Here is a 17,995-nt window from a genome sequence, read left to right as displayed (position 1 = left end):
GTCTATTGTTTGCTATACATTCAATTGGGTTGTTGACTATCAATAATTGTGCTCAAGCTCATGTCAGTTTGCACTAGCATCAGCTTTGAATAATCGTCAGCATATCACCAAAAGACAGCGATATGCAGTTAACGCCTATTCATTGAACCAAGATTCCCGAGCTTTCATGATAAGTTTTCCTGCGGTTTCATTATCTAAACCTTCGATATCTTCTAAATCAAATACCGCCTGCTCAGCTAAGTCGTCTACGGTAATAATATCTTTTTGTGCCATTTTATAGGCTAAGCTTACCGTCATACCTTCAAGATCTTGTAGTTCTTGACTAGGCTCTTTCATGTTCTGTTGCTTAACGAGTTCATCCGCTATCACGACTTCTTTAGCACGTTCTTGAATCATATCGATCGCTTCGTCATCTAGGCCATCAATATCATAAAAGGTATCAACAGGCACATAAGCAACTTCTTCGATACTAGTGAAACCGATATCAACTAACGCTTGCGCTAAGTCTTGATCAACCTCTAAACGCTCGTAAAACAGATCGATAAAGGCTTTGCTCTCGTTTTGCTGACGCTGTTGATACTCTTCTTCTAGCATCATGTTGAGCTTATAACCCGTCAGCTCAGAGGCAAGACGTACGTTTTGACCTTGTGAGCCGATAGCACGTGCCAACTGATCATTAGTGCTAAATACTATGTCAGCGGTCTTGGTATCTTCATCTAAGATGATACTGCTGACGTCAGCAGGTTCAAGCGAGCTAATAATAAATTGCGCAGGATCATCTGACCATACTACGACATCAATACGCTCGCCATCAAGCTCTTGCTGTACTGCTTGGATACGTGTACCGCGCATACCGATACAAGCACCGACAGGATCGATACGATGATCATTAGTTTTGACTGATATCTTAGCACGGGTACCTGGCAGACGAGCAACATTACGGATTTCGATAATTTGCTCAGCGATTTCAGGGACTTCTTTTTGCATCAAAGCAGATAGCATTTCTGGATGCGTACGTGATAACAGTAATTGCGCACCACGATTTTCACGATTCACATGATAGAGAATAGCATTAATCCGTGATTTAGCGCGTAGCTGTTCACGCGGTAACATCTGATCACGAGCTAGGTAGCCTTCAGCATTATCGCCGAGATCAATAATAAACCCATCACGCGTTTGTTTTTTGACTTCGCCATACATCATCTCGCCAATACGTGGCTCAAAGATATCAGCAACTAAAGCACGTTCCGCTTCACGAATCTTTTGAATGATGACTTGCTTGGCTTGAGTAGCAGCAATACGACCAAATTCGATAGAGTCGATTTGCTCTTCTTTAATATCACCGATAGACCATTCATCTTGATCTAAGTCAGTAATAGCGAGCTGACAAGCTGGCATTTCGTGATCTTCATCAGCAACAACCGTCCAGTAGCGATAAGTATCATAATCACCCGTTTCACGATTGATAGCGACACGTACTTCTACCTCTGGTTGCTCGGTATAGACCTTTTTCTTAGTCGATACTACTAGAGCATCTTCTATCGCTTCAAAAATATCTTCAGGATTTAAGCCCTTCTCGTTACTGACGGTTTCTACTACCGTTAAGATTTCACGACTCATACTCTACCCGTCCTATCATTTCATAATTGGCTTAAATTTTATAATTTATATTGTACTTTACTAGTTTAAACAATAATAAATACAATAATTTATTAAATTATTGATTAATAAAAGTTGCTTCTTCAAAAATTAAATTGGCTTTATCAATATTGCTAAAATCAATCTCAAATTTTTCACCATCAGTAGCTGTGAGCTGTAATGAAGTCTCACCCATGCTATCGAGTTTGCCTGTGGCTTTACGACGTTTTTTGTCGCCTGAGCCTATCGCAGAGATCAAACGTAAACTTATAGTCTCACCAATATAGTCACGCATTTGTGCATCGCGGAAAAACGCCCGATCAAAGCCTGGTGATGATACTTCTAAGATATACTCACCAGCGATAGGATCATGGACTTCTAGAATACCGCTAACCTGATGATTGACCGCTGCACAATTCTCAATAGTCACTTGCTTATCTTGTGCTTGCACTTCAGGTAGCGCTTCGATATAAATGCGCAATAGCGAGCGACGACCTTGAGGTACAAACTCCACACCCCATAGTGCAACATCGCAAGCTGCTACTGCAGGTTCAATAATACTGGTTAATTCTGCAACTTTAGTCGAAAGCTTCATAATTTATTTATAGTTTCCTAATTGATCTGATAACTTATTATTTATTGGCTCATTTGCTTTGTTGTGTTGTCTAACTATTTGTTTAACTGCTGTCTTTAACGATCTGCTTTTTATTATTAAACAGCTTGAAGCAAATGTTTTTCAACAAAAACCTTATAGGCGATACGCTGCATTTATAGCCAACGCTATCATAGTATATGGGTTTAGAGCTTAGCATAAGTAGGCTAGATACCGTTATAACACTGACTGACAGATACAAAAAAACCCACAAACATAATGGTGGGCTAATTTACACTGAGTATTTAGTGTACAACAATCAGTATCGAAAAAAGTGGTAGCGGGGGCTGGATTTGAACCAACGACCTTCGGGTTATGAGCCCGACGAGCTACCAGACTGCTCCACCCCGCAACAATTTAGAATGCGTATTATAGGTAGGTTTTATAGAGTTGTCAACGATTATTTTAAATAATATCAAATTAAACGTTTAATTACTGCAATAACTTCTCTACTACCCATAATATTAATGTTGTTATGCTTCTAACTATCATTAATATTACGCCGTGCTACATAAAACTTGGTGCGATTGGGGGGACTTGAACCCCCACAGCTTGCGCCACCACCCCCTCAAGATGGCGTGTCTACCAATTCCACCACAATCGCTTATAACTTACTACTTAACCAAACTTGTCGCTTATTTTCAGCTTATTCACTATTATGAGGATAACAGTAAGCCGATAAAATAATATCTATTCTATGCCAATAAACCAATCAAGAAAGTTATTGCCTGTCAAAAACAGAAAAGTATTGTAAAACTAAGCAGCTAAAATAGCAAGGCTTTAGATAAATCACCTTACTTTTATAACTATTGCTACTTATCTAAAAAAACATCAGTAAAAAATAAGAATATTAAAAGCTAACCCTTGTCACCATTGTTACTGAGGGTTTTGAGTCAAAGGACGTGGCGTCTGTGGCGCTGACACTGGTGCGTCTAATCGAAACTGATCTTCAGCTTGTTTACGCGCATGCACTGCAAGGGTCATACTGGTAATAAAAAATATGACTGTCAGTACTGCGGTAGCGCGAGTCAAAAAGTTGGCCGTTCCCGCTGCGCCAAATACTGTACCCGAAGACCCTGCTCCAAAAGATGCGCCAGCGTCTGCCCCTTTACCATGCTGAATCAAAATCAAGCCGATCATAGCAATCGCCACGATAATGTGCAGGGCTAATATAAACGTAAACATGCTGGCCTCTTTTGCCGCCTGATGACGACTGATAACAATAATAAAATGTGAATAAAGCTTTTAGATGATGCCCAAGTTAAATGATGACTAGGTTTTTGCAAGCTGATCAATGCCATAGAACTGAGCATTGAAAACAACTAAGTATTAGAAGTAACTTATTCTAAAAACCTAGCACTAAAACAAGCATTATAAATAAGGGGCATTGTACACGATTGCAAGGGTATTATTAAAGCGACTTTTATAGACTTAAGATTTAGCGCTGCTAAAAGCTTTAGCAATGGCCAAAAAACTCTCTGATTTTAAAGCAGCTCCGCCAACCAAAGCTCCATTTATCGCAGGATTAGCTGCAAAACTTGCAGCGTTATCAGCATTGACACTACCGCCGTATAACACGGTAAACTCTGCCAGATTATTGTTAAAGCTTGCCAGTGTTTGCTTAATATAATCATGTGTAGCAGCCACTTCTGTAACGGTTGGCACTTTGCCTGTTCCTATCGCCCAGACTGGCTCGTAAGCGATAATAAGATGCTCAGCCAAGTTGCTGGCTTGTATTGCAGATATGGACTCCAAAGATTGTTGTGCAAGCCAGTCTTTAACGACTGCTAATTGCTCAACAAGTACAGCAAAAGTCTCGCTTGCGTCATACTGCGCTTGGGTTTCACCAATACACAGCACTACGTTCAGATTTTGACTGAGTGCATGAGTCAATTTTTGTAGCAAAGTATCATTGGTCTCGCGATGATATTGACGACGCTCTGAGTGACCAAGAATCGTCCAAGTCGCGCCAGCATCAGCGACTTGCTGCGCTGAGCAATCCCCTGTATAAGCACCTGTACTCCCACTATGAGCACTAATATCTTGCGCCGCACTTAGTATTGGCGTGCCCTGCACTCGCCCGCTTACCGAAGCTAAATGCACACAACTAGGCGCTACCATCAACTGACAAGGCGTAGTGACACCATCTTTTGCTACTGCCGCTAATAACTGATCTAACAACATATTTACGTCGTTATTTGTGGCCGGATTTTGTTTCCAGTTGCCAATTACCCAAGACTGCATCACTTATCTACCTTGTCAAATTATCAAACATATTTTTATATGCGCGTCAGTATAACAAATATTTGGCAAGTGCTATAGTATAGTGTTGGAGCTACTGATATAAGTCGATTAAATCTGATCCGAATTGATAACTTGTCATGATTTTTGCATATTTTTGCATATAGTAACTTACGGTTTAACAACTTACCGTTATCATGATTATTGAAAAAATTAATATAAGTGCGGTGCTAAGGTATGTCCTTATAATCCTACACAAAAATAATTATCCGCGGTTGATGCTGCTTTAAATAATAAAATTAGCGGTTTTGTATTAAGGAACACAGGTTATGTCTACTGTTATTAGTAAATTTGGCGGCTTAGCAGAGCAGTTGGTCAGTGCAGGACTGGTCAGTGATAAAGATATGCGCAGTGCTCAAACTGAGGCGCAGCAGCAACAGGTAGGTCTAGTCGCTTATTTGGTTGGCAACAAATTGGCTGATGCTTATAAACTAGCTTTATTGCTGTCTGAATCTTTTGGCGATCCTCTGTTCGATCTCGATGTGCTTAATAATAGTGTAATTCCTAAAGATCTAGTCGATGAAAAAATCGTTCGTAAATTTAACGCTTTGCCGATATTTAAGCGGGGTCAACGTCTTTTTGTGGCTTTGAGTGATCCTACGCGTATCGACGCGATTGATGCACTAGCGTTTAACTCACGTCTATCTATTGAGGCAGTACTGGTCGAGGAGAACAAGCTAAGAAGACGTATCGATAGTGTTTACGCGGATACAATGCAAAGCTTCAGTAGCTTCGCTGATAGCGATTTCAACGTTGATTTTGATGAAGGGGGTGAAAGTGAGGTTGAAACCCGCCTTAATGATAGCGTTGATGAAGCGCCAGTAGTAAAATTTGTCAATAAGATGCTGGTTGAAGCTATTCGTATGGGTGCTTCAGATTTGCACTTCGAGCCGTATGAGAAGAGCTATCGCGTACGCTTTCGAGTCGATGGTGTTATGCAAAAAATGGCCAATCCACCGGTACAACTGGCTAATAAGATTGCCGCTCGTCTAAAGGTGATGTCACAAATGGATATCTCTGAGCGCCGCGTGCCGCAAGATGGACGTATCAAGCTCAAGCTCTCCAAAAGCAGAGCTATCGATTTTCGAGTGAACTCATTGCCTACGCTGTTTGGTGAAAAAATCGTCCTGCGTATTTTAGATCCTTCATCAGCCATGCTAGGTATTGATGCGCTAGGCTATGAGCCTGATCAAAAAGAGCTGTTCTTGACCGCTTTAAGTAAGCCACAAGGGATGATTCTGATTACAGGGCCTACTGGTTCTGGTAAAACAGTATCGTTATATACAGGTATTAATATCCTGAATACGGGCGAGACTAATATTTCAACTGCAGAGGATCCAGTCGAGATCAACCTAGAGGGCATCAATCAGGTCAACGTTAATTCTAAGGTAGGACTAACTTTTGCCAATGCACTCAAGTCATTCTTACGTCAAGATCCTGATATTGTGATGGTTGGTGAGATTCGTGATTTAGAAACCGCTGAGATCGCTGTTAAAGCAGCACAAACCGGTCACTTAGTATTATCGACGTTACATACTAACTCGGCTCCCGAGACCTTGACTCGCCTCAAAAATATGGGCGTAGCTTCGTTTAACATTGCAACTTCAGTGAACTTAGTTATCGCTCAACGACTGGCTAGACGTTTATGCAATAACTGCAAAAAGCCTATCGATGTTCCTCGAATCAGTCTAGTAGAGCTGGGCTTTAGTGATGAACAACTAGACGATTCAGGCAATGTCATCTACGGGCCTATAGGTTGTAGTGAATGCCGCGAAGGATATAAAGGCCGAATCGGTATTTATGAGGTGCTAAGAGTAACTAATGATATCTCTCGTATCATTATGGAAGATGGTAATGCAATCGATATAAAAGATGCGGCACTCAAAAACGGCTTTCGTGATTTGCGCCACTCAGGTATCTTAAAAGTATTGCAGGGCATGACTAGTATTCAAGAGATGATGCGCGTGACTTCTGAATAAATTATATAATGCTATTTAAAATAGCCTTTTTATCAGGTGTTATGGTGTTATTTATATCATTACCAGTATATTTAATTAAGTAAATTTGAGGGTTAAGAGATGGCAAAAGCTAAGACCGACATGCTGTTAGATTTTGTCTATGATGGGGTCAATCGGCGTGGACAAAAAGTCAAAGGCGAAACGACCAGTCGCAATTTAGAGCTGGCAAAGGCGACCTTGCGCAAGCAGGGCATTACCGTCAAAACCATCAAGAAAAAGCCTAAAGCGCTTTTTGAATTTAAAAAGTCTATCAAGCCTATCGATATTGCTATTTTTTCGCGCCAGCTGGCAACGATGATGAAAGCCGGTGTTCCATTAACCCAATCTTTTGAGATCGTGGCGGACTCTCTAGATAATCCTACTATGAAAGAATTAGTACTACAGATCAAAGCAGATATTGAATCGGGAAGTAATTTTTCCTCAGCGCTACGTCGACATCCGCGTTACTTTGATGATCTATTCTGCTCGCTTGTTGAGTCGGGTGAGCAATCAGGGGCGCTTGAAACTATGCTTGAGCGGGTCGCCACTTACAAAGAAAAGAGCGAGCTACTCAAAGCTAAGATTCGTAAAGCTATCAAATACCCAATAGCGGTAATAGTCGTTGCAGTCATTGTCACTATGATTCTATTGATAAAAGTAGTACCTGTATTCTCGGACCTTTTTGAATCCTTTGGTGCTGAATTACCCGCTTTTACTCGGATGGTAGTCGGTATGTCTGAGTGGATGCAATCTTGGTGGTTTATTTTAATCATTGTCATTGGCGGCGCTATTATTGGCTTTTCTGAAGCGAAAAAACGCTCGAAAAAGTTTCGCGATTTTTTAGATCGAGCCGTTTTGAAAGCCCCTGTATTTGGTAAGATTGCTTACCAAGCAGTTATTGCTCGTTTTGCTCGTACTCTATCAACGACGTTCGCAGCAGGTGTTCCCTTGATTGATGCACTAGACTCTACCGCTGGGGCAACTAATAATGTGGTGTTTTATAATGCGACTCAACAGATTAAGAATGATGTTTCAACGGGTCAGCAGCTACAGTTCTCTATGCGCTCAACCAATTTATTTCCTAGTATGGCAATTCAAATGGTAGGTATCGGTGAGGAATCTGGTAGCTTAGAGGAGATGCTAGATAAAGTCGCGGTCTATTACGAAAATGAAGTCGACAACGCCGTTGATGGGCTAACGAGTCTACTGGAACCTTTTATTATGGCTATTCTTGGCGTATTAGTAGGTGGTCTAGTCATTGCTATGTACTTACCTATTTTCCAATTGGGTAATGTAGTAGGATAAAAGTTTAATGCAATTAATAGAATTATTACAACAAAACATGACTGTAGCCCTGCTCGTATTTGCACTATTAGGGCTTTGTGTGGGCAGCTTTTTAAATGTCGTTATTCATCGCATACCGTTGATGATGCAGTTTGAATGGCGACAGGAGTGCAGTCAATTTTTGGTACAGCAGCCTGAGACATTAGAAGCTCAAGCGAATGATCTCGCAACTATCATTGCTAAAGACACCCCTATTACTTTAAGCCGTCCAGCGTCGCGTTGTCCCAACTGTGCTCATAAAATCAAGTGGTATGAGAATATACCCCTTATCAGCTGGATAGGTTTACGCGGACGTTGCTCGGACTGCAAGGCTTCTATCAGTTGGCGCTATCCGCTCGTTGAGCTGATTACCGCTCTGCTCTCAGCATTGGTTATTTATCACTTTGGCGTCACCATGGTAGGTCTTTCAGCATTGATATTAGTATGGACGCTGATAGCGCTAACAGGTATTGATTTTGATACTCAGCTACTACCAGATCGCCTAACTTTCCCGTTGGCGGGGTTGGGACTCGCGGTTAATTCGCAAAGCTGGTTTGTCAGTCCGACGCAAGCTATTTGGGGCTTGCTACTAGGGTTTTTATCTTTATGGATCGTAGTGAAAGTGTTTTATTTACTGACGAAAAAGCACGGTATGGGGCAAGGTGATTTTAAATTACTAGCGGTATTAGGCGCTTGGCTTGGGCCAATGATGCTACCTCTTATTATCTTATTATCTTCGCTATTAGGTTCTGTCGTTGGCATTGTTTTGATGAGAATACATGGCGCAAGCAAACCTTTTGCCTTTGGGCCTTATATTGCAGTTGCGGGGATTATTGCTTTACTATACGGTAATGATATCATTAGCTGGTATTTGGCTATGTATATTTAGGGCTACGGAACAAACCGTTATCACAACAGTCATTATATTATCTTGCACGCTTGCTGGCGTGCTTTAAAATCCCTTTCAGCTGACAATAAGTAAACCCACCCTGATACTTTTTGCACTACTAACCGTTACGCTAAAGCTGTCGTTTTGAAATTTATATCAGCGCTATATTAGCTATCTATCTTTTTATTTATAAAATAAGTGGCCTTTATGAGTATTAATAGCACATCATCTGCGCAGAGCCATGATCATACCGATCAGCCGCAAACTATTAGCCAAGCTAAGAGTAAAAAGCTAGTAGTGGGCTTAACAGGTGGTATCGGTAGCGGTAAGTCAGCGACTAGCGCCTGGTTCGCTGAGCAGGGGATGGACATTATAGATGCTGATGTCCTCGCTCACGAGGTCGTGGCTAAAGGTAGTGCTACCTTGCACAAGATTCAAAGGAAATTTGGCGATTGGGCTATCAAGGATAATGGTGATATGGATCGCGCTGCGGTACGTACGCATGTTTTTGCTCATCCAGCCGCGCTTATTGAGCTTGAATCTATTACCCATCCCGCGATACGCGAGGCGGCAAAAAAGCAATTGGCAGCGAGTACTTCAGCCTATGTTATATTGTCAGCACCACTACTGATAGAGGCGGCTGAAGCAGGGCTGGCGAATTTATGTCAGCGCATTCTGGTCGTTGATGCTAGTGAAGACACCCAGCTTGCTCGTGCCAGCTTACGAGACTCACAAAGCGTACCAAAGATTAAAGCAATCATGGCCAATCAGCTTAGTCGCACTGAGCGCAATAGTCACGCTGATGATGTAGTGACCAATGAAGCTGATCTAGACGCTCTGCATTTGCAGCTAGAGCCTCTACACCAAAATTATCTGCAGCTTACTCAGTTGTTAGCGCGCGCTGCCGATTAACTTCATATAATGCCATGCCCGTTGCAACGCTGACATTCAGGCTTTGCAAATTACCATGCTCATTACCTGACATCGGAATATAGACTAGCTCATCACAGCTCTCTGTGGTAAGCCGGCGCATGCCTTCGCCCTCAGAGCCCATAATCAGTGCCGTCTTACCTGTCAAGTCAGCGGCATGTATCGGCTTAGCATCAGCGCTTAGCGCCGTACCGAATACAAATACCCCTGCCTGCTTAATTTGCGCCAGCGTCCGTGCCAGATTCGTGACGCTGATGATAGGCATCATCTCAGCGGCTCCTACGGATACTTTAGCAACCGTTGGCGTGAGACTGGCGGCATGATGCTTGGGACAAATAACCGCATTCACTCCCATCGCCACCGCCGTACGTAAGCAAGCGCCAAAATTATGCGCATCGGTAATTTGATCTAGTACTAATAAGAGACAATCATCGCGAGCGACCAGCTCATCTAATAACCCCTCATTAGCAAAGCTTAGAGGACGTGCATGCAGCACTAGCCCTTGATGCTGCGGACTACCACAAAGCTGAGTAAGATTGTCTTTTTGAGTAGGCTGAATACTTATGCCGTTATCTTTGGCCTCAGTAATGATAGCTTGCACATGGCTATCACTCTCGCGACCTTGCTGTACAAAGAGGCTGAGTGCATCAAGCGGACGATGAGTGAGTAAGGCTTCAATCGCGTGGATGCCATAGAAATAGATGGGTTTTGCCATGTCGCGCCTGCTGGTTAATTAAAAAGTGGAGATAAGCTTACTGTATTTATAAACAATTTATAAGCAAAAAAGTAATAACTAGAAGCATAAGCAAAAAGAAACAAACAAAATCGGCATGATCTTATTTGTTTCTTTTAAAGGTAATAACGTATCTGTAGCCACTGGTTTATTGATCTAAATATCCAAACAGCAGCTAGCCTTCTAGATGGCAAATATATTGCACGATCTCTTCGGTACGTAGATTAAAGCTGCTATTGCCTTCGACCACAAAGGACTGACCAGCACGATAATAGCCAAAATCTTCGTCGCCGTTTATTTTGACCTCGCATTCACCGCTGATAATCTCAATACGCTCTGAGGTATTGGTGCTAAAGTGATATTGCTCAACCGTAGTATCTGAGGGCAGAATAACGCCTAAAGTCTTATGGCGTCCATCTTCAAACATAAGGGTGTGACTTGAACAACGCCCATCATACGATATCGTCGCTTGAGCGTTAACGGTTACATTAGTAAATTGTGCCGCTGCCATAATGACTTCCTTATTAAATATTGTTACCCAAACTAAAATAAGTATTATTTTACTATTTGCTTTTAATAATAAGTTTTAACAGTATAAATTGAATATCTTCACAAGGTAAGCTACGGTTTTAATAAGTGATAACTTAAGATTAAAACATAGCTTTTTATTTTCAATATGCTTCGACAACCAGAGTCTGTCGCTAATGACTCACAAAACTGCTTATGATTTACAGAGTTTGACAGTTGAGTTTATGATTAAGTGCGATTATGCTACCACATTACGTCTAAAAAGTTTGTTATTGTGTCACTAAAAATGTCGCAATTGTATCTAATTCATCAATGATTACTAACGAAAAATAGGCTGCAACGCTTATAGTATCTGCATAATACTGGACATTTTCAATGATAAAATCAACAATAAACTATCTCACCTTGTCGAGCTATGATGTCACAGCTTGAGATATTATCGGCAACTGACTTAATTGACTATAAGTTGTATTTCGCACTTTATGTCATCATATAGCAACTTTATTCTTAACCTATTTACAATAAGATTGACTAGCAACAAAATCAACGATTGACACCTTGTTTACCACTTGCCACGAGAGGCTTTGATGCTGTTATCCCTAACCCTACATCAGTTTGCGCTCATTGCTAAGCATGAGCTAAGTGTGGCTGAAGGCTTTAATGTCATCACAGGAGAAACGGGGGCAGGCAAGTCGCTATTGCTTGATGCTCTATCCTTATGTATAGGTGAGCGTGCTGATAGCGCTATGGTCAGACATGGTGCTGACTATGCCGATATTTATGCCCAGTTCGATGTCACCGCTAATGCGGTAGTTGCCCAGTGGTTCGCGCAGCACGAGCGTGAGTTAGATGAGCACGAGCTATTAATACGCCGTCAGCTCAGTAGTAACGGGCGCTCAAAAGCTTGGTTAAATGGGTCACCTGTTAGTCTTGCTGAGCTGAAAACTTTAGGGGCATTGCTGGTTAATATTCATAGTCAGCATGCCCAGCAAGCATTACTCAAGCCACAGTTTGTGGTGCAGTGGCTAGATGCAATGGCTCAGATAACCCCATTAGCCATGCAAACGGCTGAGAGTTTTCAGCAGTATCAGCAGCTCAAGCGCCGCGCGGATGATATTGCCAGTCGTGAAGTCCAGCGCCAAGATCGTATTCAGCTATTGCAAAGCCAACTGAGCGATATCGCACCGCTATTAGCCGTTGACTATCATGAGGTAGAAGCAGAACACGAAGAGCTGTCCAATATTGAGGCGCTGATGCAGGAGGCCAGTCAGGGCTTGCATCTGCTCGATAATGATACTGATGAGCCTGATGTGATGACTCTGCTAGGTCAAGCGATTAAGATCTGTGATAATCAGACTGGTGTCAGTCAAACTTTTGGTCAAGTCTCAGAACAGCTCCATCTAGCCCAGCAACAAATCACTGAAGCGTCTGCCCTACTCTCCGACTATGCCGAGCAGCAATTGCCCGATCCTGAACGCTTGCAAGAGCTGGACAGTTTAATTAGCTTAGGTCATCGTCTATCTCGCAAGCACAATTTGCCTGCTAATGACTTAATAGACGAGGCAAAAGGCTGGCAACAGCAGTTAGAGCAATTAGAAAACGAGCCTAGCAGTGACGTGTTAGCCGCCCAAATTGATGAGGCTTGGCAAGCGTATTTACTATTAGCAGATCAGCTTAATGATAAGCGGGCTCAAGCTGCGCCTGGGGTTTGCGCCCAGCTAGTCGCTCAATTGCAACCTTTAGCTTTGCCTAACGCACGCTGTGAGTTTGTGTTTACGGCTAGAGAGGCAGCTCAGTATAATGCGCAGGGTCACTATGATATTGAGCTATTATTCAGCGCGAACGTCGGTATGCCGATGCAGCCGCTGCACAAGATTGCCTCAGGTGGCGAGCTGTCACGAATGGCGCTGGTGATGCAGGTATTACAAGTGACCAATAGCGACAATAATGCCGCCAAGCCTATGCTAGTATTCGATGAGGTCGATGTCGGTATCAGCGGTGGCACCGCACAAGTTGTCGGTGAATTACTGCGCACCCTCGGTCAGACTCAACAGCTCCTTGCTATCACCCATCAAGCACAAGTTGCCGCGCAGGCGCATCAGCATATCTTAGTGCAAAAGCATCATCTCGAACAGACCCAAAGCGAGTTGATTATCTTGACTCAAGAGGAGCAAGTCAACGAGTTAGCAAGAATGTCAGGTGGAGTGATTATTACCGATGTCACGCGTGACCATGCCCGTAGCCTACTCAGTGATGTCAAATAACTGCCTTTATTTTAACAAGCGCCATGATGAAAGGTGTTGCTTATTTAGAGTGTAGGCTACTAGATTTTGGTTGATTTCTCGATTGCTATCGCCATATAGTAATGTCTCAGCTCTTTTTAGGTTGCATCTGTCTCTATGTCTAAAGTCAATTTGACCCATCATTTCTTAATTGCTGCACCAGATCTGTCAGACCCACGGTTTGAGCAGGCGCTTATCTATATCTGTCGTCATGACAAACATGGAGCCTTAGGTCTGATGGTTAATCGGCCTATAGAACAAGCACAAGTCGGTCGGCTACTTGAGAATCTAGATATCGAAGTCACTGATGAGCAGGTGATGGAGGATTTGGCGTTGGAGGGTGGCCCGATGTATCCTGAGGTTGGTTTTGTGCTGCATACAGGTCAGCCACAGTGGGCATCCTCGTTTGCTATCTCAGAGAACGTCTGTATTACTACTAGCCAAGATATCCTAAAACGTATCGCGGTTGGTCAAGGGGTTGGTCACTATCAGCTCTGCTTAGGTCATGCTAGCTGGGGCAAAAAGCAATTAGAGAACGAGTTAAATAATGGCGATTGGCTGGTCTGTCCTGCGGATCTAAACCTGCTCTTTAACACGCCTTTCGAGGAGCGTTGGCAATTGGCTGCTAATAAAATCGGTGTTAACCTTGATTATCTTAGTAGCGATATTGGCCATGCCTGATACCCTTCATGCCTAATACCCTTAAGTTAAATGATTTTTAACCTAAATGAATAGTAAAAATATAGGACTGCTCATTGAATAGCCTAGATAACAACACGCCCATAGAACTTGAAGAAACGGTCGATCTAAGGGTCGATGTTTCCGCTCTCAAGCCCCATTTGGTTTTGGGTTTGGATTATGGGGTCAAAAAGATGGGGATGGCGCTGGGTAATACCATGACTCAGACGGCGCGAGCTTTTGATATTTTGATTATGAATAATGGGCAGCCCGACTGGGACAATCTACTAGGTATTATCAAGGTTTGGGGCGTGACCCAAGTGATTGTTGGCTTGCCGTTAAATATGGACGGTAGTAGCTCTATGCTCTCTAAGCGCGCGCATAAATTTGCTCGTCGCCTAGCCCATCGCCTGGTTGAGCAGCATCAAGCTGTGGTCGTCAAAATGTGTGATGAGCGCTTAACCTCGGTAGGGGCACGTGAGATTGCGTGGGAGCAAGGCTGGATACAGCACGAGCGTGATCCTATTGATGATATCTCCGCCTGTATTTTGCTATCGACTTATTTTACTGATCCTAATAGCGCTATGGCGATTGATACTATCAAAGCGGATTAATAGGCAAAGCGGATTAATAGGCTTACAGATATTATTAAGACTCCATGATTTCTTACTTTAAATAAAGATCCTTATTTCAAATAGATAAAGCGCTGATCATTATGACTACTGTCTCAGAGCAAGTAACTCAGCATGGCTTTCCCCCGATTGCCATTGCACGTATAAAAGGTGCGCAGCGTGCTAATACCCTAGCGGTCTATTTGCTCTATGCGGCGATTATTGCGTTTATGGTGTTCGGTACTATAGCCAGCATCAAGATGTTCCATGATAGCGCTCTATTATATCGGTTGTTTTTTAACCTACCCTATGTGTTGATTGCGCTGACTATTCCTATGACCCTCTACGATGCTTTTATTATCTATCGCTATCGGCTCGCTCAATCATCGATGGTTATTATGTGTATTGGCGTATCATCAATAGTATTGATTGGTGGCCTAATATTTGCCGATACAGCATGGCTAGGACTATCCTGCTGGCTTGGCGTCGCGTTCTTTTTTAGAGTCAGCTTCAAGCGCTTTTTTGACTTTTTAGCGCGACAAGATGAGCCTGAAAATGATGAAGCGCTTTAGCAGCATTTAAAACCTAAAACCTTTTATAAATTTATTTAATTATCTGTAATTTAAAATATGACTACTTTAACTTCAAATACTATCGTCAATCATCACTTAGATACTCAAGGACTGATCTGTCCTGAGCCGGTCATGATGCTGCACAAGACTATCCGCCGCGCTGATAGCGGTGATATCATCGAGGTGCTAGCGACAGACCCTGCGACCACTCGCGATATTCCTAATTTTTGTCGTCACTTAGGCCATGAGTTATTAACGCAAGAAACTGTCGCTGAAAATGTAACCTTAAGCGTAGATCCTGACGAAATAACTATAGATAGTGACATTGTTAATAATGGGAATGACGAGCAAGCAAGCGTTACTTTATATCGTTATTTAGTTAAGAAAAAATCTGCTTAATGGCAGATAACCATTTTTGTTTTTCTATTACAAAACTTTTATAAAAGGTCAATGACGTGCTCACAGTAGAAAAGCAATATGTAGAATGGACCGAAAGTAAAAACGGCAGCGATACTTTGCATAATAATACTTTGCATAATAATACTTTGCATAATAATACTTTGCACAGTAATGCTTTACATAAAGCGCGCTGGTTATCATCAAGTGATCAAGCAGCGCCTGCACATATCGAAGTGATTGATGACAGTACGAGCGCAGACAAAGCCTACCGTCTAGCCTGTGCAGGCACCTCACTGTTATATCGCGGCGACTTCCATAATGCCCGTCAACTTCTGCAAGCTATGACCCGTCGTGTCGAGCGTAGTGAGCAGCGCAAGAATGATAAAGCCGCTAGCAAATCCAACCATACTATTAATAATCCTGCCGATGACGCCTCGTTATCAGCTAAAGTAATCCCAAATTTATTCCATCAGCAGCGCCAAGCTCAAGCTCAGCGCTCGCGAATATTGGGCCGTTTATTACTAGAGCTGGATGCCAATTATATCAGCCAATTACGCCGTGCACCTGATGTTAGTAGTGCTTGCACAGCGGCTTTTGGTGAAATGAATGAGATATGCTTACTATCACTACGCGACCTACAAGGGGCGTTAGGGTCAGCGCAGTGGCGCGAAAAAGGCGTGCCGATTGCCAGCTTAGGGCTATCCATTTATCCGCACTATGGCGTATTTGCACCGACCCGTCATGAGTATGTACAGCTATTGCTCGATGCACCGCTGCCTGCTAATTGTAATATCACTTATGATATTGGTACGGGTACAGGGCTATTGGCGATTATCTTAGCTCAGCGCGGTGTGCAAAACGTCATCGCGACCGACTTGAACCCGCAAGCTATAGCCTGTGCGCAAGATAATTTTACGCGTCAAGAGCTATCTAATATACAGCTCCAGCAAGCGGATATGTTTCCGATAGACGCGCCACTAGCCAATTTGATTATTTGTAATCCACCTTGGTTACCTGCCAAACCAACCTCACCACTTGAATATGCGGTGTATGATGAGAAAAGTAAGATGCTTCGCGGGTTTTTGCAAGGTACAAAACAGCACTTAGCTGAGCAGGGTGAGCTTTGGTTGATAATGTCGGACTTAGCAGAACATCTACAATTGCGCAGCCGTGATGAGCTATTAGACTGGATTGCCAATGCTGGGCTAACCATAAAATACCGCTTAGATACCCAGCCTAAACATGGTCGTAGCCAAGATGAGACTGACCCGTTATATGCTGCGAGGAGTAGCGAGATTACTTCGTTGTGGTGTCTAGTGGGCGCTTCAGATGAGCCGTGATCGCGCCGTACAACAACGTCAACCCAAGGCGCTAGCCGTCGATGACGAGCCAACTTATATCACTGAATTTCGTCAGGCGATGCTCGCTCGTGGTCTTGCGACTCGTACCCGTAACGCTTATGTGCGTGATTTGCGCTCCTGTGAGCTGACCAATACCAAAGCACTAACTCAATGGCAAGCTGATGACGTGCTGCACTGCCTATCTCTACTTGCTCAAGACGACAAAACGCCACGTACTCAGGCACGTATGCTATCAAGTCTGCGTCAATTCTATCTATGGATGATCGCTAGCAATCTACGCGAAGACAACCCTTGTGAGCAGATCAAATCACCAAAGCTAGGTCGTCCCCTACCCAAAGATTTAAGCGAGGGCGACGTCGATAATCTACTTGCCGCACCTGATACGAGCACCGCGCTTGGTCTACGTGACAAGGCGATGCTTGAGGTACTGTATGCTTGCGGTCTACGGGTCAGTGAGCTGATTAATTTAGCGCTAGAGCAAGTCAATCTAAATGCAGGTTGGCTACAAATCACGGGCAAAGGTAATAAAACCCGTCTTGTGCCATTAGGGGAATACGCGTCGGACGCGCTAGAGGATTATCTTAATCATGCGCGTGGTGATCTAATCGCACATCTAAAATCGGGCAACTGCCAAGCAGTGTTTTTGACCGCGCAAGGCGGCTATATGACTCGACAAAACTTTTGGTATCTACTAAAAAAATACGCCAAAGTCGCTAGTATCGATAAAGACTTATCCCCACATACCCTACGTCACGCTTTTGCTACGCATCTGCTCAATCATGGTGCAGATCTTCGTAGCGTGCAGTTGTTGCTTGGGCATAGCGATTTATCTACTACGCAAATTTATACTCATGTGGCGACAGCTAGATTGCAGAAATTGCATGCTGAGCATCATCCGAGGGGTTAGGGTTTAATTAAGAAAAATTTTAGTTTTTTGAGTAGGTTGGTGTCGAGGTACGAGACCCAACGGATTGATTATAATGTTGGATGTAAATATTTAATCCAGCTTTTGTAGGGTGAAATCCATCGCGCCGATAAATAACGACGCTACTACTAACCATCGGTGCATGAAATGCACCCTACGCCTACTTTATTTTTTAT

General features: G+C 43.1%; 17 protein-coding genes and 2 tRNA genes. 11 read left to right on the top strand and 8 right to left on the bottom strand.

Annotation, left to right across the window (positions count from 1 at the left end; genetic code table 11):
* Positions 1–135 precede the first annotated feature (135 nt).
* The 6 genes from nusA to tpiA all read right to left on the bottom strand — a co-directional run bounded on the left by nusA (position 136) and on the right by tpiA (position 4,534).
* Positions 136–1,620 (bottom strand): transcription termination factor NusA, encoded by a 1,485-nt coding sequence (gene nusA / locus Q9G97_RS00415; RefSeq protein WP_201570847.1) that lies wholly within the window; start codon positions 1,618–1,620, stop codon positions 136–138.
* Positions 1,621–1,717: 97 nt separating this feature from the next.
* A complete protein-coding gene (gene rimP, locus Q9G97_RS00410; protein WP_305899277.1) occupies positions 1,718–2,233 on the bottom strand; it encodes a ribosome maturation factor RimP in 516 nt (171 codons plus the stop codon).
* A 332-nt stretch (positions 2,234–2,565) separates the two neighbouring features.
* Positions 2,566–2,642 (bottom strand) — tRNA-Met (locus Q9G97_RS00405).
* 167 nt (positions 2,643–2,809) lie between these two features.
* A tRNA-Leu gene (locus tag Q9G97_RS00400) sits at positions 2,810–2,894 on the bottom strand.
* Between the two features lie 272 nt (positions 2,895–3,166).
* Complete coding sequence (gene secG / locus Q9G97_RS00395; RefSeq protein ID WP_025652589.1) at positions 3,167–3,475, bottom strand: preprotein translocase subunit SecG; 309 nt, start codon at positions 3,473–3,475, stop codon at positions 3,167–3,169.
* A 246-nt stretch (positions 3,476–3,721) separates the two neighbouring features.
* A complete protein-coding gene (tpiA, locus tag Q9G97_RS00390) occupies positions 3,722–4,534 on the bottom strand; it encodes a triose-phosphate isomerase (protein WP_305899276.1) in 813 nt (270 codons plus the stop codon).
* Between the two features lie 326 nt (positions 4,535–4,860).
* Between tpiA and pilB the strand changes: the two genes are divergently transcribed.
* The 4 genes from pilB to coaE all read left to right on the top strand — a co-directional run bounded on the left by pilB (position 4,861) and on the right by coaE (position 9,712).
* Entirely contained in the window at positions 4,861–6,570 is a 1,710-nt protein-coding gene (gene pilB, locus Q9G97_RS00385) for a type IV-A pilus assembly ATPase PilB (RefSeq protein ID WP_305899275.1), read from the top strand.
* A 99-nt stretch (positions 6,571–6,669) separates the two neighbouring features.
* Positions 6,670–7,893 carry a type II secretion system F family protein gene (locus tag Q9G97_RS00380; RefSeq protein ID WP_201570835.1) on the top strand — a complete coding sequence of 408 codons (1,224 nt, stop codon included), beginning with the start codon at positions 6,670–6,672 and terminating at the stop codon, positions 7,891–7,893.
* Between the two features lie 7 nt (positions 7,894–7,900).
* Complete coding sequence (locus Q9G97_RS00375; RefSeq protein WP_305899274.1) at positions 7,901–8,800, top strand: A24 family peptidase; 900 nt, start codon at positions 7,901–7,903, stop codon at positions 8,798–8,800.
* A gap of 207 nt (positions 8,801–9,007) precedes the next feature.
* Positions 9,008–9,712, top strand: coding sequence for a dephospho-CoA kinase (gene coaE, locus Q9G97_RS00370; RefSeq protein WP_305899273.1), 705 nt, complete (start codon positions 9,008–9,010; stop codon positions 9,710–9,712).
* Here the strand turns inward: coaE and rlmB are convergent.
* Both rlmB and Q9G97_RS00360 read right to left on the bottom strand, forming a co-directional pair.
* Positions 9,681–10,445 carry a 23S rRNA (guanosine(2251)-2'-O)-methyltransferase RlmB gene (rlmB, locus tag Q9G97_RS00365; RefSeq protein ID WP_201570832.1) on the bottom strand — a complete coding sequence of 255 codons (765 nt, stop codon included), beginning with the start codon at positions 10,443–10,445 and terminating at the stop codon, positions 9,681–9,683. The genes coaE and rlmB overlap by 32 nt on opposite strands.
* Positions 10,446–10,638: 193 nt before the next feature.
* A complete protein-coding gene (locus Q9G97_RS00360) occupies positions 10,639–10,974 on the bottom strand; it encodes a pyrimidine/purine nucleoside phosphorylase (RefSeq protein WP_201570831.1) in 336 nt (111 codons plus the stop codon).
* A gap of 604 nt (positions 10,975–11,578) precedes the next feature.
* Between Q9G97_RS00360 and recN the strand changes: the two genes are divergently transcribed.
* The 7 genes from recN to xerD all read left to right on the top strand — a co-directional run bounded on the left by recN (position 11,579) and on the right by xerD (position 17,801).
* Complete coding sequence (recN, locus tag Q9G97_RS00355; protein WP_305900347.1) at positions 11,579–13,255, top strand: DNA repair protein RecN; 1,677 nt, start codon at positions 11,579–11,581, stop codon at positions 13,253–13,255.
* Between the two features lie 135 nt (positions 13,256–13,390).
* A complete protein-coding gene (locus tag Q9G97_RS00350; RefSeq protein WP_201570829.1) occupies positions 13,391–13,954 on the top strand; it encodes a YqgE/AlgH family protein in 564 nt (187 codons plus the stop codon).
* Positions 13,955–14,145: 191 nt separating this feature from the next.
* Entirely contained in the window at positions 14,146–14,565 is a 420-nt protein-coding gene (gene ruvX, locus Q9G97_RS00345) for a Holliday junction resolvase RuvX (RefSeq protein ID WP_201573643.1), read from the top strand.
* Positions 14,566–14,666: 101 nt separating this feature from the next.
* A complete protein-coding gene (locus Q9G97_RS00340; protein WP_305899272.1) occupies positions 14,667–15,134 on the top strand; it encodes a hypothetical protein in 468 nt (155 codons plus the stop codon).
* Positions 15,135–15,191: 57 nt separating this feature from the next.
* Complete coding sequence (gene tusA / locus Q9G97_RS00335; RefSeq protein ID WP_305899271.1) at positions 15,192–15,533, top strand: sulfurtransferase TusA; 342 nt, start codon at positions 15,192–15,194, stop codon at positions 15,531–15,533.
* A gap of 56 nt (positions 15,534–15,589) precedes the next feature.
* Positions 15,590–16,873, top strand: a complete 1,284-nt coding sequence (locus Q9G97_RS00330) for a class I SAM-dependent methyltransferase (protein ID WP_305899270.1) — start codon at positions 15,590–15,592, stop codon at positions 16,871–16,873.
* Complete coding sequence (gene xerD, locus Q9G97_RS00325) at positions 16,863–17,801, top strand: site-specific tyrosine recombinase XerD (protein WP_305899269.1); 939 nt, start codon at positions 16,863–16,865, stop codon at positions 17,799–17,801. The genes Q9G97_RS00330 and xerD overlap by 11 nt, the downstream gene beginning before the upstream one ends.
* Positions 17,802–17,995 lie beyond the last annotated feature (194 nt).

Source organism: Psychrobacter sp. M13, assembly GCF_030718935.1.
GTDB classification, from domain to species: Bacteria; Pseudomonadota; Gammaproteobacteria; order Pseudomonadales; family Moraxellaceae; genus Psychrobacter; species Psychrobacter immobilis_G.
This window is presented reverse-complemented; position numbering and strand designations above follow the sequence as displayed.

Bases quoted from the DNA above. Each gene is read 5' to 3' on its own strand.
- xerD (WP_305899269.1), top strand. From the start codon at position 16,863: ATGAGCCGTGATCGCGCCGTACAACAACGTCAACCCAAGGCGCTAGCC.
- coaE (WP_305899273.1), top strand. From the start codon at position 9,008: ATGAGTATTAATAGCACATCATCTGCGCAGAGCCATGATCATACCGAT.
- ruvX (WP_201573643.1), top strand. From the start codon at position 14,146: ATGGGGATGGCGCTGGGTAATACCATGACTCAGACGGCGCGAGCTTTT.
- tpiA (WP_305899276.1), bottom strand. From the start codon at position 4,534: ATGCAGTCTTGGGTAATTGGCAACTGGAAACAAAATCCGGCCACAAAT.
- pilB (WP_305899275.1), top strand. From the start codon at position 4,861: ATGTCTACTGTTATTAGTAAATTTGGCGGCTTAGCAGAGCAGTTGGTC.
- Q9G97_RS00375 (WP_305899274.1), top strand. From the start codon at position 7,901: ATGCAATTAATAGAATTATTACAACAAAACATGACTGTAGCCCTGCTC.
- secG (WP_025652589.1), bottom strand. From the start codon at position 3,475: ATGTTTACGTTTATATTAGCCCTGCACATTATCGTGGCGATTGCTATG.
- Q9G97_RS00360 (WP_201570831.1), bottom strand. From the start codon at position 10,974: ATGGCAGCGGCACAATTTACTAATGTAACCGTTAACGCTCAAGCGACG.
- tusA (WP_305899271.1), top strand. From the start codon at position 15,192: ATGACTACTTTAACTTCAAATACTATCGTCAATCATCACTTAGATACT.
- Q9G97_RS00350 (WP_201570829.1), top strand. From the start codon at position 13,391: ATGTCTAAAGTCAATTTGACCCATCATTTCTTAATTGCTGCACCAGAT.
- nusA (WP_201570847.1), bottom strand. From the start codon at position 1,620: ATGAGTCGTGAAATCTTAACGGTAGTAGAAACCGTCAGTAACGAGAAG.
- rimP (WP_305899277.1), bottom strand. From the start codon at position 2,233: ATGAAGCTTTCGACTAAAGTTGCAGAATTAACCAGTATTATTGAACCT.
- Q9G97_RS00340 (WP_305899272.1), top strand. From the start codon at position 14,667: ATGACTACTGTCTCAGAGCAAGTAACTCAGCATGGCTTTCCCCCGATT.
- Q9G97_RS00380 (WP_201570835.1), top strand. From the start codon at position 6,670: ATGGCAAAAGCTAAGACCGACATGCTGTTAGATTTTGTCTATGATGGG.
- rlmB (WP_201570832.1), bottom strand. From the start codon at position 10,445: ATGGCAAAACCCATCTATTTCTATGGCATCCACGCGATTGAAGCCTTA.
- recN (WP_305900347.1), top strand. From the start codon at position 11,579: ATGCTGTTATCCCTAACCCTACATCAGTTTGCGCTCATTGCTAAGCAT.